This is a genomic window from Nocardia sp. NPDC051463, from assembly GCF_040681975.1.
Lineage (GTDB): Bacteria > Actinomycetota > Actinomycetes > Mycobacteriales > Mycobacteriaceae > Nocardia.
The window spans coordinates 1-13993 of record NZ_JBFBAB010000013.1 but is presented as its reverse complement, the minus strand read 5'-3'; the positions used below and the strand labels follow the sequence as shown (position 1 = coordinate 13993).

The 13993-nt window shown below is 66.6% G+C and carries 12 protein-coding genes; 11 read left to right on the top strand and 1 reads right to left on the bottom strand.

Annotated features, from left to right (window positions below; translation table 11 throughout):
- Positions 1-135: 135 nt before the first annotated feature.
- The 3 genes from AB0M74_RS18430 to AB0M74_RS18420 all read left to right on the top strand — a co-directional run bounded on the left by AB0M74_RS18430 (position 136) and on the right by AB0M74_RS18420 (position 2646).
- Positions 136-750 carry a class I SAM-dependent methyltransferase gene (locus AB0M74_RS18430; protein WP_366527459.1) on the top strand — a complete coding sequence of 205 codons (615 nt, stop codon included), beginning with the start codon at positions 136-138 and terminating at the stop codon, positions 748-750.
- Between the two features lie 53 nt (positions 751-803).
- Entirely contained in the window at positions 804-1376 is a 573-nt protein-coding gene (locus AB0M74_RS18425) for a TetR/AcrR family transcriptional regulator (protein WP_366527458.1), read from the top strand.
- Positions 1377-1455: 79 nt separating this feature from the next.
- Positions 1456-2646, top strand: coding sequence for a Cmx/CmrA family chloramphenicol efflux MFS transporter (locus AB0M74_RS18420; RefSeq protein WP_366527457.1), 1191 nt, complete (start codon positions 1456-1458; stop codon positions 2644-2646).
- Positions 2647-2798: 152 nt separating this feature from the next.
- Here the strand turns inward: AB0M74_RS18420 and dnaE are convergent, their stop codons facing one another.
- Positions 2799-6350, bottom strand: a complete 3552-nt coding sequence (gene dnaE, locus AB0M74_RS18415; protein ID WP_366527456.1) for a DNA polymerase III subunit alpha — start codon at positions 6348-6350, stop codon at positions 2799-2801.
- A gap of 360 nt (positions 6351-6710) precedes the next feature.
- Here dnaE and AB0M74_RS18410 point away from each other — a divergent pair, with 360 nt between their 5' ends.
- The 8 genes from AB0M74_RS18410 to AB0M74_RS18375 all read left to right on the top strand — a co-directional run.
- Positions 6711-7151 carry a hypothetical protein gene (locus AB0M74_RS18410; RefSeq protein ID WP_366527455.1) on the top strand — a complete coding sequence of 147 codons (441 nt, stop codon included), beginning with the start codon at positions 6711-6713 and terminating at the stop codon, positions 7149-7151.
- 94 nt (positions 7152-7245) lie between these two features.
- Positions 7246-8445: a histidine kinase gene (locus tag AB0M74_RS18405; protein WP_366527602.1), complete on the top strand. Its 1200-nt coding sequence runs from the start codon at positions 7246-7248 to the stop codon at positions 8443-8445.
- Positions 8446-8496: 51 nt separating this feature from the next.
- Complete coding sequence (locus AB0M74_RS18400; RefSeq protein ID WP_366527454.1) at positions 8497-9294, top strand: LytTR family DNA-binding domain-containing protein; 798 nt, start codon at positions 8497-8499, stop codon at positions 9292-9294.
- Positions 9291-9659 (top strand): hypothetical protein, encoded by a 369-nt coding sequence (locus AB0M74_RS18395; RefSeq protein ID WP_366527453.1) that lies wholly within the window; start codon positions 9291-9293, stop codon positions 9657-9659. Before AB0M74_RS18400 ends, AB0M74_RS18395 begins: the two co-directional genes overlap by 4 nt.
- 54 nt (positions 9660-9713) lie before the next feature.
- A complete protein-coding gene (locus tag AB0M74_RS18390; protein WP_366527452.1) occupies positions 9714-11462 on the top strand; it encodes a cation acetate symporter in 1749 nt (582 codons plus the stop codon).
- Between the two features lie 194 nt (positions 11463-11656).
- Positions 11657-12040 carry a DUF485 domain-containing protein gene (locus AB0M74_RS18385; protein WP_366527451.1) on the top strand — a complete coding sequence of 128 codons (384 nt, stop codon included), beginning with the start codon at positions 11657-11659 and terminating at the stop codon, positions 12038-12040.
- A complete protein-coding gene (locus tag AB0M74_RS18380) occupies positions 12037-13683 on the top strand; it encodes a cation acetate symporter (protein ID WP_366527450.1) in 1647 nt (548 codons plus the stop codon). The genes AB0M74_RS18385 and AB0M74_RS18380 overlap by 4 nt, the downstream gene beginning before the upstream one ends.
- Positions 13684-13797: 114 nt before the next feature.
- On the top strand, positions 13798-13993 hold a 196-nt coding region (locus tag AB0M74_RS18375; protein WP_366527601.1), incomplete at its 3' end, for an acetyl-coenzyme A synthetase N-terminal domain-containing protein.

Here is a 13993-nt window from a genome sequence, read left to right as displayed (position 1 = left end):
CACGGCCCCCGACCAGCGCGGCGGGCATTCCGCGAGGGCCGAATCGCCCGTCTCCGCGTTCATCGCGCGACCTTCGGACACCCGCCCGGCTGTGGGACCCTGGCGCTTCCGAGGCGACACTGACACAGTGAAGGTGTGGGCATTTACAACGATCAGATAGTGCCGCGCATTGTCGACGTCGCCTGCGGCGCGAAGTTCCTCGATCCACAGCGCAAGCGGGTCTGCGCCGGACTGCACGGGCGGGTGGTGGAGATCGGCTTCGGGTCCGGGCTCAACGCGCCCTTCTATCCGGCGGCGGTCCAGTCGATCAGCGCGGTCGAACCGGCGGATCTCGGATGGAAGCTCGCTGCCGGACGCCTGGCCGAGACTGCCGTGCCGATCGAACGCGCCGGGTTGGACGGTCAATCGCTCCCCTTCGCCGACAACTCTTTCGACACCGCCCTCTCGACCTGGACGATGTGCACGATTCCAGACATCGCGACCGCGCTGGCCGAGGTGCGCAGGGTGCTCGTTCCCGGCGGCACCCTGCACTTCGTCGAACACGGCCTCGCGCCAGATCCGAAGGTGCAGGTCTGGCAGCACCGGCTCAACCCGATCCAGAAGGTCATCGCGGGCGGCTGTCACCTCGATCGCGATATTCGCGGGCTGGTCGAGACAGCGGGCTTCGGGATTCGCGATATCGCCATCTTCTACGAGCGGGGCCCCAAGTTCCTGACGGCACTCACCTTCGGTGTCGCGGTATCGCCCTGACCAACTCCACACATATTGGAACGATCTGTTCAAAATATGCTAGCGTTGCCGTCATGGCACGACCGAGGAGATTCGACGAGGAGCGGGCGGTGGACGCGGCGATGCGCGCGTTCTGGACCGCGGGCTACGAGGGCACCTCCACCCAAGACCTCTGCGAGGCAACAGGACTCGGGCGCAGCAGCATCTACAACACCTTCACGAGCAAGCACGAGCTGTTCGATCGAGCGCTACAGCGATACATGACCACCAAGAACGCGACCATTTTCCAGCTGCTCGACAGCGACGAGTCGGCCACCGCGAAGATTCGAGCCCTGTTCTGGCAGGTGATCGACGCACCCGAGGAAGAACCGACCGGCTGCCTGGTGGTCAATTCGACCGTCGAGCTGGCCCCACGCGATCACGCGGTGGCCGCTACGCTGCGCACCGACCAAGAGTTGCGATTGGCCGCACTGACCGCCGCCATCGACAGCGGCCAGCGTGCGGGTGATATCGAACGCGGCAGAGATGCGCGCGATCTCGCACACTTCGTGAACGCCACCATCGCCGGAATGCGCGTGGCGGCGCGCGGCGGAGCCGGACGGGATGCACTGGAAGCCATTGCCCGCACCGCGCTCAGCGCACTGTAAGGCCGGCAAGGCGGCATCGCGCCGCCTTTTCTTTCGAGTTCATTTTGAACTGATCAATCCAAAAAACGAGAGGTCTCCGATGCCGTTAGCCGTCTTCGTCCTGGGGTTGTCCATCTTCGCCCAGGGCACCTCGGAGCTGATGCTCGCCGGCCTGCTGCCCGAAATGGCCACCGATCTCGGCGTCACCATTCCGCGCGCAGGACTGCTGATTTCGGCATTCGCCCTCGGCATGCTGGTGGGCGCACCAGTGCTCGCGGTAGTCACCCTGCGCTGGCCACGCCGCGATGCGCTGCTCGGCTTTCTGGCCGTCTTCGTCGCCGCCCACATCGTCGGCGCATCGACCTCGGACTACTGGGTGCTGTTCGCGACCAGAGTGGTAAGCGCCTTCGTCTACGCCGGGTTCTGGGCGTTGGCGGCGACCACCGCGGTGAGTCTGGTCCCGGAGAACGCACGCGGCAAGGCGATGAGCATTGTCGCGGGCGGACTCACCATCGCCACCATCGTGGGGCTGCCCGCGGGCACCGTCATCGGCCAGCACTTCGGCTGGCGCGCGGCATTCTGGGTGGTCGCCGCGCTGTCGGCACTCTCGGCGATCGGCGTGCTGGTGAAGATTCCCGGCGGTAGGCCGACCCGGGTGCCGCAATTACGCAATGAACTGCGCACCATGACCAACCCGCGACTGTGGCTGTCCTACACGACCACCGCGCTGTCCACCGGGTCGATCTTCGTGACCTTCTCCTACCTCGGCGCCATGCTCGCGGACACCACCGGAATCTCCGAAACCTGGATTCCCGTGGTACTCGCGCTCTACGGCCTCGGCAGCCTGATCGGCATCAGCATCGGCGGCCGCACCTCCGACGCACATCCCTTCCGCACGCTCTACGTCGGCGCGGCGGGCATGACCATCATCGCGGCGGGGCTGGCACTGACCGCGAGGCTGCCCGGGCCGGTGATCGTTTTCGTATTCCTTTTGGGCGCCTTCGGCTTCGCCACCAACCCCGCCCTCAACACCCGGGTCTTCACCCTGGCGGGCGCCGCCCCCACCCTCGCCACCGCCACCAACTACTCCGCGTTCAACGTCGGCATCACCGTCGGCCCCTGGCTCGGCGGCAGCGCCATCGGCGCAGGACTCGGCTACGCCTCGGTCGGCTGGATCGGCGCGGCGATCGGCATCGCCATGCTGGCCACGATCGCCTGGGCCCAACACCTGCACCGCGGGCCCGCTCTTGCGACACCGGAACCCCAGCCGCTCGTCGAACTCGCCCACTGACCGAAGGACGCCGAACTTTCCCACCGCCGCCCGGTTTCGCACCGACAACCGGAACGCTGCGCGATCCGGCCTCGATGACCGGTCCGCGACCTCCTCGGATGCCGAACCCCGACTTGCCGTGTGGCAAGCCGGGGTTCGACGTCGGAGGTAGCTCAGCCGGCCAAGCAGCCGGGCCCGAGGAGGGCCTTCAGGTCGCCCATCAACGCCGACGACGGCGAGACACGCAGGCTGTCGTCGAGTTTCAGCAGGGTGGTCTTGTCGCGGGCGCCGACCAGCCGCAGGTGCACATCCGCGGTACCGGGGTGGCTGGTCAGCACGCGCTTGAGGGCGCTCACCTTGTCGGGGGTGCACAGCCTGGTCGGCAGGATCACCGCGAGTGGCTTGGCCACCCCGATCGAGGAGAGGTCGGGAACGGCGAGATCGTTGGCGATCAACGAGATCCGGTCGTCGCGGACCGAGACGCGGGCCTTCACCAGGACGACCGCGTCCTCCACGACATCCATACCGTAGACCGAATACGACTGCGGGAAGAACAACACCTCGATGCCACCGGTCAGATCTTCCAGCTGCGCGGAAGCCCAGGCCAGACCGTTCTTGTTGATCCGGCGATTCACCGAGGCGAGGATGCCGCCGATGGTTACCTGGGCGCCATCCTTGATGTCCCCCTCGAGAATCGCGGGGATCTGTGTATCCGCTTGCGCGGCAAGCACATGCTCGACGCCGTTGAGCGGATGCCCGGACACATAGAGGCCGAGCATCTCGCGTTCCAGCGCGAGCTTATGCTTGGTCTCCCACTCCTCCTCGGGCACCTTGACGTTGAACACCGATGCCATCGAGTCGTCGCCGTCGTCCAGCCCACCGAAGAGATCGAACTGTCCGATCGCCTCGGCCTTCTTGGTGGACATCACCGCGTCGATGGCGTCGGAGTGGATCAGCAGCAGCCCCTTGCGCGGATGCCCGAGCGAATCGAATCCGCCTGCCTTGATGAGGGATTCGGTGACCTTCTTGGTGCAGGCGACCGCGTCGATCTTGTTCAGGTAATCGGAGAAGTCGGTGAACTTCGACTTCTCCTTGCGCGCGGCGATAATCGAGGACACCACGTTGGCGCCGACATTGCGCACCGCGCCGAGGCCGAAGCGGATATCGGTGCCGACCGAGGCGAAGTTCATCTCGGACTCGTTGACATCCGGCGGCAGCACGGTGATGCCGAGGCGGCGGCAGTCCGACAGGTAGACCGCGGCCTTGTCCTTGTCGTCACCGACGCTGGTGAGCAGTCCCGCCATGTATTCGCCGGGATAGTTGGCCTTGAGGTAGGCGGTCCAGAACGAGACGAGACCGTAGCCGGCGGCGTGCGATTTGTTGAACGCGTAGCCGGCGAACGGAAGGATGGTGTCCCACAGGGCTTTCACCGCGGCCTCGGAGAACCCGTTGGCGGTCATGCCCTCGTGGAAGCCCTTGTATTCGGCCTCCAGGACCTCGAGCTTTTTCTTGCCCATGGCCTTGCGCAGCGCGTCGGCCTTGCCCATGGAGTACGAGGCGACCTTCTGGGCGATGAACATGATCTGCTCTTGGTAGACGATCAGACCGTAGGTCTCCGAGAGGATGTCCTTCAGCGGTTCCTCGAGCTCGGGGTGGATCGGCGTGATCGGCTGACGGCCGTTCTTGCGGTCGGCGTAGTCGTTGTGGGCGTTCATGCCCATCGGGCCGGGGCGATACAGCGCGAGCACGGCGACGATGTCGTTGAAGCCGGTCGGCTGCATGCGGCGCAGCAGGTCACGCATGGGGCCACCGTCGAGCTGGAAGACGCCGAGAGTGTCACCGCGGGAAAGCAATTCGTAGGTAGCAGGGTCATCCAGCGGCAGATTGTCCAGATCGAGATCGATGCCGCGGTTGGCCTTGATGTTGTCCATCGCGTCACCGATGACGGTGAGGTTGCGCAGCCCGAGGAAGTCCATCTTCAGCAGGCCGATGGCCTCACAGGACGGATAGTCCCAGCCGGTGATGATGGCGCCGTCCTGGGCCCGCTTCCAGACCGGGATGGCATCGGTCAGCGGCTCCGAGGACATGATCACCGCGCACGCGTGCACGCCCGCATTGCGGATCAGGCCCTCCAGGCCGCGCGCGGTCTCGTAGATCTTGGCGACATCCGGGTTGTTCGAGATGAGTTCGCGGACCTCGGCGGCTTCCTTGAAGCGCTCGTGATCGGGATCGGTGATGCCGGACACCGAGATGTCCTTGGCCATGATCGGCGGCGGCAGCGCCTTGGTGATCTGGTCGGCGATGGCAAAACCGGGCTGGCCGAACAGCACTCGCGCGGAGTCCTTGATCGCGGCCTTGGTCTTGATGGTGCCGAAGGTGATGACCTGGGCGACCCGGTCGGTGCCCCACTTCTCGGTCGCGTAGCGAACCATTTCACCGCGGCGGCGATCGTCGAAGTCGATATCGATATCGGGCGCGGACGGGCGCTCCGGGTTCAGGAACCGCTCGAACAGCAGGCCGTGCGGAATCGGGTCGATATTGGTGATGCCCAGCGCGTAGGCGACCAGCGAGCCGGCGGCCGAGCCACGGCCGGGGCCCACACGGATGCCGACGTCCTTGGCATGCGCGACGAGGTCGCCGACGACGAGGAAGTAGGCGGGGAAGCCCTTCTGCTTGATGACGTCGAGCTCGAAGTAGGCGCGGGTGTAGTACTCGTCGGGAACGCCTTTCGGGAACCGACGCGCGAGACCACGATCGACTTCCTTGCGGAGGTAGGAATTCTGGTCGTCGCCCTCGGGCACCGGGAACACCGGCATCCGGTCGCGGAACTCCCACACGTCGTCGTAGGACTGCACGCGCTCGCCGATGAGCACGGTGTTGTCGCAGGCGCCGGGCACTTCGGCATCCCAGATCGCGCGCATTTCCTCGGCGGACTTGAGGTAGTAACCGTCGCCGTCGAATTTGAAGCGGGTCGGGTCGCTGAGCGTCTTGCCGGTCTGAATACACAGCAGCGCTTCGTGATTGGTCGACTGATCCTTGGTGACGTAATGGCAGTCGTTGGTCGCGATCGGCGGAATGCCGAGCTTCTTGCCGATCTCGATGAGTCCTTCACGGACCCGGCGTTCGATCGACAGCCCGTGGTCCATGATCTCCAGGAAGAAGTTCTCCTTGCCGAAGATCTCCTGCCATTTGGCCGCAGCCTCCAGTGCTTCCCGATCATGGCCCAGGCGCAACCGGGTCTGCACCTCACCGGAGGGGCACCCGGTGGTGGCGATGATGCCCTCGGCGTACTGGGCGATGATCTCCTCGTCCATCCGCGCCCACTTGCCGAGCTGACCTTCCAGCGATGCCAGCGACGACAGCTTGAACAGATTGCGCAGACCGGTCGCATTCTCCGCGACCATGGTCATGTGGGTGTAGGCGCCGGAACCGGAGACGTCGTCGCCCTTCTGGCTCGGATCGCCCCACTGGATGCGCTTGGTGTCGAATCGGGAGGCAGGGGCGATGTAGGCCTCGATGCCGATGATCGGCTTGATGCCCGCCTTCTTCGCGGAGTTGTAGAACTCGGAGGCGCCGTACATATTGCCGTGGTCGGTCATTCCGACCGCGTCCATCCCCAGCCGTTTCGCCTCGGCGAACAGGGGCGAAATCTTCGCCGCACCGTCGAGCATGGAGTACTCGGTGTGGTTGTGCAGGTGAACGAACGATCCGGACGAGGCGGCCAAGACGGTCCTTCCTCCCAAGGTCTCGACGGGGGTTGGCCTAGCGATTCTAGGCACGTCGGTACGACAAGTTTTCTGCGGCGCGCACGCCGCAAAGGGACGTCCCAGGAGTGCCCGGCGTGTCGGTGTCGAAGATCACCGGCGCGTCTGGCGAGTCGCCATGGAGCTGTCCATTTTCCGCGAATGACGTCTGGCGCGGACCGGTCGACACTACGCGACGCCCGCGGTCACGTTCTCCTGCGCGCTGCCGGATCGACGGAATCTCGACCACCGAAGCGGCGCGCGTGGCAACGTTTATCGGGATGAACGTACGGGCGTGACCGCACAACCCGAGGAACCCGACCCAACTCTGTAGGGATGCCGATGAATACAGCCAGATCCCTGTTCGTCCTTTCCGCCGCACCCGTTGCCGCCGTGGCGCTACTGACCACCGCGGCACCCGCCACCGCGGAAGGCAAGTTCGCCACCGCCTACTCGCTCACCCAGGGCGCCTGCTTCGCTCAGGTCGAGACTTCTGTCAACGGTGACGCCTATCCGTCGAGCGCGGGGTTCACCGTGAACACGACCATGTTCGGCATCGGACCGTGCACGCTGCCGGTCACATTGAACTGGCGCAATATCGCCACCGGCGCGACGGGCTCGTTCGCAGTGACCGCGAACGGCCCCGGGTATTGGAGCAACGGCGGCTACTCCGCGATCTTCCAACCGGGAATCGGCGATTTCACCAGCACGGTGACCATCGGCGCGGCGCACGTGCCCGACCCGGGCACACGCACGTTCACGGTGCACCAATACCAGCCGTAGCCTGCGCTTCGGCGCTGCCGTCACCGACCGCGTGACGGCATCGGGATAATCGGGCGATGACGTGGCAGCAACACACCCCTTCGACGGGTACGCGTTGACGACGGCGGCGATAGCCGTTGTCGCCTCGGTGCTGTTGCTCGCGGGTGCGCTGCTGGTGTGGTCGCGGACCCGTCGGACCGTGACCACGCCTGCCGAGCGCGCGGTGCACACCGCGCTGCACACCGCGTCGCTGGCCGCGCGTCCGCTGCGTCAGGGCCTGACCGATCAGTCCGCGCAGGAATCGGCGCCGCATCTGCGCGCCCTCACCGGAGCCGAGGCGCTCGGTGTCGCCGATCCGGACGGCACCTTGCTCGCCTGGGACGGCCCGCACTCCGATCTCGCCGAACATTTCGCCGAGGCCGCACGCCGCGCGATGGCGACCGAGCGGCCGGTCCTGGTGTCCGGGCCCGGCCGCGCCGAGCACTCCGGGCGCACGTTGATCGCTCAGCCATTGCTGATCGAGAACTCCGGAGTTGCCGGTGCGCTGGGGGTGGTGACCACCGGGCAGCCTGGACCCGGCAGGCTCGGCGCGGTGGCGGAGGTGGCGCGATACGCCTGCGGGCAGCTCGAGCTGGCCGAGCTCGACGCCTCCCGCGCCCGCTTGGACCGCGCCGAGGTGCGCGCGTTGCGCGCCCAGATCAGCCCGCATTTCATCTACAACGCCCTCAATACCGTGGCATCGTTCGTCCGCACCGACCCGGATCGGGCGCGCGAACTGATCCTCGAATTCGCGGATTTCACCCGTTATTCCTTCCGCGCCGCAGGCGAATTCACCGTTCTCGCGGACGAACTGCGCAATATCGAGCGTTATCTCGCCTTGGAGCGGGCCCGCTTCGGCGAGGCGTTGCAGGTGCGGCTACAGATCGCGCCGGAGGTGCTCGGCGTCGTGCTGCCTTTCCTCGCGCTGCAACCGCTGGTAGAGAACGCGGTCCGACACGGCTTGGCGGCGGCGACCCGCGGCGGCACGGTGAGCATTACCGCCACCGACGCGGGCACCGACTGCGTGATCAGCGTCGAAGACGATGGCATCGGGATGGATCCGGATCTGCTGCGCTCGGGCGCCCTCGACGCGATCGAAACCGGCACCGGCGCTGCGGCTTCCGGCGAATCGGCCCATGTGGGCCTTGCCAATGTCGACGACCGGCTGCGCGCCGCCTTCGGCAACGACTACGGCCTGATCGTGGAAACCGCGCCGGGCGCGGGCACCAAGGTGAGCCTGCGGGTCCCCAAGTTCCGTGCGGGCATCCAAGCATGAGAGGCCGACCCGATCCGAAGCCGCCGAGCGGGCGCTTACGATGGACCGGTTGTGACCCGGACCACTGACCAGTCCGTCGGAGCGCTTCGTGTGCTTGCTGTGGACGATGAGAAACCGGCTCTGGATGAGTTGGTGTATTTGCTGCGCGCGCAATCGGGTGTCGGCGTGATCCACAGCGCGGGCGACGCGACCAACGCGCTGCGGCTGATGCGGGCCCATCCCATCGATGCGGTGTTCCTCGACATCAATATGCCGGGACTGGACGGCATGGAATTGGCGGGCATCCTGTCGGAGTTCGCGAATCCGCCCGCCGTGGTGTTCGTGACGGCGCACGACGATCGAGCGGTGGCGGCATTCGATCTCGGTGCTGTCGATTACCTGCTCAAGCCGTTGCGCGAGGCACGATTGGCCGAGGCGGTGCGGCGGATCGCCGCCGCACGCAGCACGCCCGCACCGGTAGCCGAGCAGCCGCGCACCGATCCGAACGAGGTCATCCCCGTCGAGCTCGGCGGCGTCACCACTTTGGTGAACCGCTCGAGCGTGAGCTGGGTGGAGGCGGACGGTGATTACGCGCGGCTGCACACCAGCGCCGGGTCGCATCTGGTGCGGATTCCACTGACCGCGCTGGAATCCCGCTGGGAGAATGCGGGATTCCTGCGGGTGCACCGGTCCTATCTGGTGGCGCTGCGGCTGGTGACCGGATTGCGCACGGTCGGCACGGGCACGGTGGTGTGCCTGCGCGCGGACGGGAACGCCGCGGCGGTGGAGCTGCCGGTCAGTCGACGACAGGTCCGTGAGCTCAAGCAGCGTCTCGTGCGCGGCCCTCGACAGCAGTGGAACCACCCGTGACCGGACCGCAGCAGCGAGCGATCCGGCAGCGTGTGGTGCTGGCCGAGCGGCGCGGCGCGCGGCGGGTCCGCACGCGCGTCGAGGTGGCCGAACAGACCGAGATCGGCGCGGCCATGATCGGTGGGCTCATTCGCGCCCAGCTCGGCCTCGCGCTGCGGCTCGGCCTGGTCACTGTCCTCGTATTGTGCTCGCTGCCGTTGCTTTTTCAGATCGCGGCGGTCGGCTCGTTCGTGGTCTTCGGCATGCGACTGCCGTGGCTGCTGCTCGGCATCGCGGTCTATCCGCTGCTCTATGCCGTCGGGCGGCTGTACGTTCACCTCGCCGAGCGCAACGAACAGGACTTCCTCGAACTGGCGGACGAGTGACGTGCATACCGACGCGGTAACCGATCGCACGCAGCGAGCCGGCCGGAGACGGCGATGAGCACCGCGCCCGCGCTCACCCTCGCCGCCCTACTGCTTGCCGCACTCGCCACCGTCGCGATCGGCGTCTACGGCGTGCGCTTGGCGCGGACCACATCGGACTTCCTCGTTGCCTCGCGCAGTGTCGGGCCGCGCTGGAACGCGGCGGCGATCTCCGGTGAGTATCTTTCCGCCGCTTCCTTTCTCGGTGTTGCGGGGCTCATCGCCAAGTACGGTGCCGACGCGCTCTGGTATCCGGTCGGGTTCACCGCGGGGTATCTCGGCTTGCTGTTGTTCGTCGCCGCGCCGCTGCGGCGATCGGGGGCCTACACCGTGCCCGACTTCGCGGAATTCCGGCTCGGGTCGGTGCGGCTGCGCAGGCTGGCGGCGGTCGTGGTGGTGCTGGTGTGCGGGGTGTACCTGATTCCGCAGTTCCAAGGCGCCGGGTTGACGCTGCGCATTCTGCTGGGTGTGCCGGACTGGGTCGGCGCGGTGGCGGTCGGGGCCATCGTCATCGCGAATGTGGCAGGCGGCGGGATGCGGTCCATCACGCTGGTGCAGGCGTTCCAGTACTGGCTCAAGTTGACCGCGGTGGCGATACCGGCGCTGGTGCTGCTCGGGCATTTCCTCGCCGATGATCGCGAGCTCGCCACACCCGCGCCCCCGACCTTCACCGAGCGGACGACGGTCGATGTGAGCACTGATGTGGTCGTTCAGGTCGCCGCGCCGCAACAGGTTTCGATCGACGGCATCCTCGACGACCGCGCGGTGACCGGACCGGCGCTGCTGACATCCGGCGAACACGAGCTGGCCGCGGGCACCCAGCTGGTCCTCGAGGCCGGGGACGCCGTGCCGGTGGTGGCCGGTGCGCCCGCCGACGGCGCGGCCTGGCTGTTGCCCGGCGGCGGGTTCGGCGGATCGCATCCGACCTACCAGGTGTTCTCCCTCATCGTCGCCACCTTTCTCGGCACCATGGGGTTGCCGCATGTGCTGGTGCGCTTCTATACCAACCCGGACGGCCGGGCGGCGCGGACCACAGCGCTCGCGGTGATCGGGCTGGTCGGAGTGTTCTACCTGTTCCCAGTGCTGCTGGGCGTCTTCGCGCGGCTCTACGTACCGCAGCTGCTGATCACCGGCACCTCCGATGCCGCGGTGGTGCTGTTGCCGGGATCGGTGCTCGCCGGGCTGCCGGGACAGCTGCTCGCGGCGCTGGCGGCTGCGGGCGCGATCGCCGCGTTCCTGTCCACCTCCTCGGGTCTGCTCGTGAGCATCGCCGGCGTACTCAGCACGGACATGTTGCGCGGACGCGTTCGCGATTTTCGTGCCGCGGCACTGTGCGCCGGTGCCGTGCCACTCGGTCTTTCGCTCACCGTCGCCTCGCTCGATCTGTCCCGCACCGTCGGGCTCGCATTCTCGGTCGCCGCGTCCACGCTCTGCCCGCTACTTGCTCTCGGCATCTGGTGGCGCGGGCTGACCGCGATCGGGGCGGCCACCGGGCTGATCACCGGTGGTCTGGCGGCGGGCGGCGCGACGGTGGTTTCGGTACTCGGCGGAGTCTCCGACGAGGTGGCGGGCGGCTGGCCCGCGGCAGTGCTCGGTTATCCGGCGGCGATCAGTGTTCCCCTGGCATTCGCATCGATGATCCTGGTCAGCAAGGTGACACGCGGCCAGAGCGCACGCACGGTCGGGCGGATCTTCGTGCGCCTGCACGCGCCGGAAAGGCTCGGCATGGGCGCCGACCGGGAGCGCGTGCTGCGTTCGAACTGAGGCTGCCGGGGCTCGAACGAACCGCCGTGGCGACCCGATTTCGCACTCCGCGACCGGACCGTTCATCGCGTTCAGCCGACCGTTCACCGCACAAACAGGCACCTTCACGGAGTGACCTGCGCCACATCATGATTCCCTCATGCCGATCTGGCTACGGTCTGCGCAGTAAGCCACGTCACACGCTAGGACTCCTGATGACCAGTATCGACCTCGACGGCGAGAGCATCGAGCCTCGGCGCGCGGATACCGCAGCGCCGCGCACGCCGAGCGCCGAGGACTTCGCCGCCGTGCAATCGAGTCCGCAATTCCAGGAGCTCCGAAGCCGATTGCGCCGCTTCGTGTTTCCCATGACGGCACTGTTTCTGGTCTGGTACCTGAGTTACGTGCTGCTCGGCGCCTACGCGCACGACTTCATGGCCACCGAGGTCTTCGGGAACATCAACCTCGGCTTACTGCTCGGCCTCGCGCAGTTCGTCTCCACCTTCGCCATTACCGCGCTGTATGTCCGGTTCGCCAACCGGGAACTCGACCCGCGTGCGGCCGCTATTCGCCATTACCTCGAAGGAGGCCAGGCATGACCGCCTTCGCCGACACGCAATACCTGGCCGCGGGGACGGTCGGTAATCCGGCCGCGAACATCGCTATCTTCGCCGTCTTCGTCGTGATCACCATGGTCGTGGTGATCAGGGCCAGTCGCAACAACCGCACCGCCGCCGACTACTTCACCGGCGGCCGCGGCTTCTCCGGTCCACAAAACGGTGTCGCCATCGCGGGCGACTACCTTTCCGCGGCGAGCTTTCTCGGCATCGCCGGTGCGATCGCGGTCTACGGCTACGACGGATTCCTCTACTCGATCGGTTTCCTGGTGGCCTGGCTGGTCGCGTTGCTGCTGGTCGCCGAAATGCTCAGGAACACCGGCAAATTCACCATGGCGGACGTGCTGAGCTTCCGGTTGCAGGAAGGCCCCGTCCGCACGGCCGCCGCATTGACCACATTGGCTGTCTCGCTGTTCTATCTGCTGGCGCAGATGGCGGGCGCCGGCGGTCTCGTCGCGTTGTTGCTCGATATCTCCGACAAGACCGGGCAGTCCATCGTGATCGCCGTTGTCGGTGTGCTGATGATCGTGTACGTACTGGTCGGCGGCATGAAGGGCACCACATGGGTGCAAATCATCAAAGCCGCGCTGCTCATCACCGGCGCCGCGCTGATGACGGTCATGGTGTTCGCCAAGTTCGGCTTCAACTTCTCCGACATCCTCGGCTCGGCGCAGGACGCGGTGTCCGGTTCGAAGACCAAGGGCGTGGCCGCGCGTGACGTGCTTGCCCCCGGCGCCCAGTACGGCGGCAGCTCGACCTCCAAGCTGAACTTCGTCTCCCTGGGCTTGGCGCTGGTGCTCGGCACTGCCGGGCTGCCGCACGTGCTGATGCGCTTCTACACGGTGCCCACCGCGAAAGAGGCGCGGCGATCGGTGGTCTGGGCGATCGGACTGATCGGCGCGTTCTACCTGTTCACCTTGGTGCTCGGATACGGAGCGGCCGCGATCGTCGGCCCCGACCGCATCCTGGGCGCGGCGGGCGGGCAGAACTCGGCGGCACCGCTGCTGGCGTTCGAGCTCGGTGGCGTTGTGCTGCTCGGCATTATCTCCGCGGTCGCCTTCGCCACGATCCTCGCGGTCGTCGCCGGACTGACCATTACCGCCTCGGCATCGTTCGCCCACGACATCTACGCGAGCGTGATCAAGAAGGGCAAGGTCGACGAGGACAAGCAGGTCCGGGTCTCCAGGATCACCGCGGTGATCATCGGCGTGCTCGCCATCGGACTCGGCATCCTCGCCAACGGCCAGAATGTCGCGTTCCTGGTGGCGCTCGCCTTCGCGGTCGCCGCCGCGGCGAATCTGCCGACCATCCTGTTCTCGCTGTTCTGGAAGCGGTTCAACACCACGGGAGCGCTGTTCAGCATGTACGGCGGCCTGATCTCCACCATCGTGTTGATCGTGTTCTCCCCGGCGGTGTCGGGCACCAAGACCTCGATGATCCCCGGTTCCGATTTCGACTGGTTCCCGCTGTCGAATCCGGGAATCGTCTCCATCCCACTGGCTTTCGCGCTCGGTGTGATCGGCACCTTCCTCGGCGGCCGCAAGCGGGAAGACCCGGTGAAGGCCTCGGAGATGGAGGTCCGCTCACTCACCGGCGTCGGCGCGGAGAAGGCGGTCATGCACTGAGACCTGCCGCCCCCGACATTTTCGACGGGATGAGACCGCATCCCTTGTAGTTCCGATAGGAGTTCCACGTTGACCAGCGCAACAACCGACCTTGACACGACCGGCCTCGACAGCATGCCCGGTGCGGTACCGGCCACCTACCCGCCGGAGGCCGCGTTCACTGCGACCGCCAATGCCGGTGTGGCCGTGTACGACCGGGCCGCGGCCGACCGGCTCGCGTTCTGGGCCGAGCAGGCCGGGCGGTTGCACTGGGATCAGCCCTGGACACAGGTCCTCGATTGGCGCGACGCACCCGTCGCGAAATGGTTCG

Bases quoted from the DNA above. Each gene is read 5' to 3' on its own strand.
- AB0M74_RS18425 (WP_366527458.1), top strand. From the start codon at position 804: ATGGCACGACCGAGGAGATTCGACGAGGAGCGGGCGGTGGACGCGGCG.
- AB0M74_RS18420 (WP_366527457.1), top strand. From the start codon at position 1,456: ATGCCGTTAGCCGTCTTCGTCCTGGGGTTGTCCATCTTCGCCCAGGGC.
- AB0M74_RS18410 (WP_366527455.1), top strand. From the start codon at position 6,711: ATGAATACAGCCAGATCCCTGTTCGTCCTTTCCGCCGCACCCGTTGCC.
- AB0M74_RS18390 (WP_366527452.1), top strand. From the start codon at position 9,714: ATGAGCACCGCGCCCGCGCTCACCCTCGCCGCCCTACTGCTTGCCGCA.
- AB0M74_RS18385 (WP_366527451.1), top strand. From the start codon at position 11,657: ATGACCAGTATCGACCTCGACGGCGAGAGCATCGAGCCTCGGCGCGCG.
- AB0M74_RS18380 (WP_366527450.1), top strand. From the start codon at position 12,037: ATGACCGCCTTCGCCGACACGCAATACCTGGCCGCGGGGACGGTCGGT.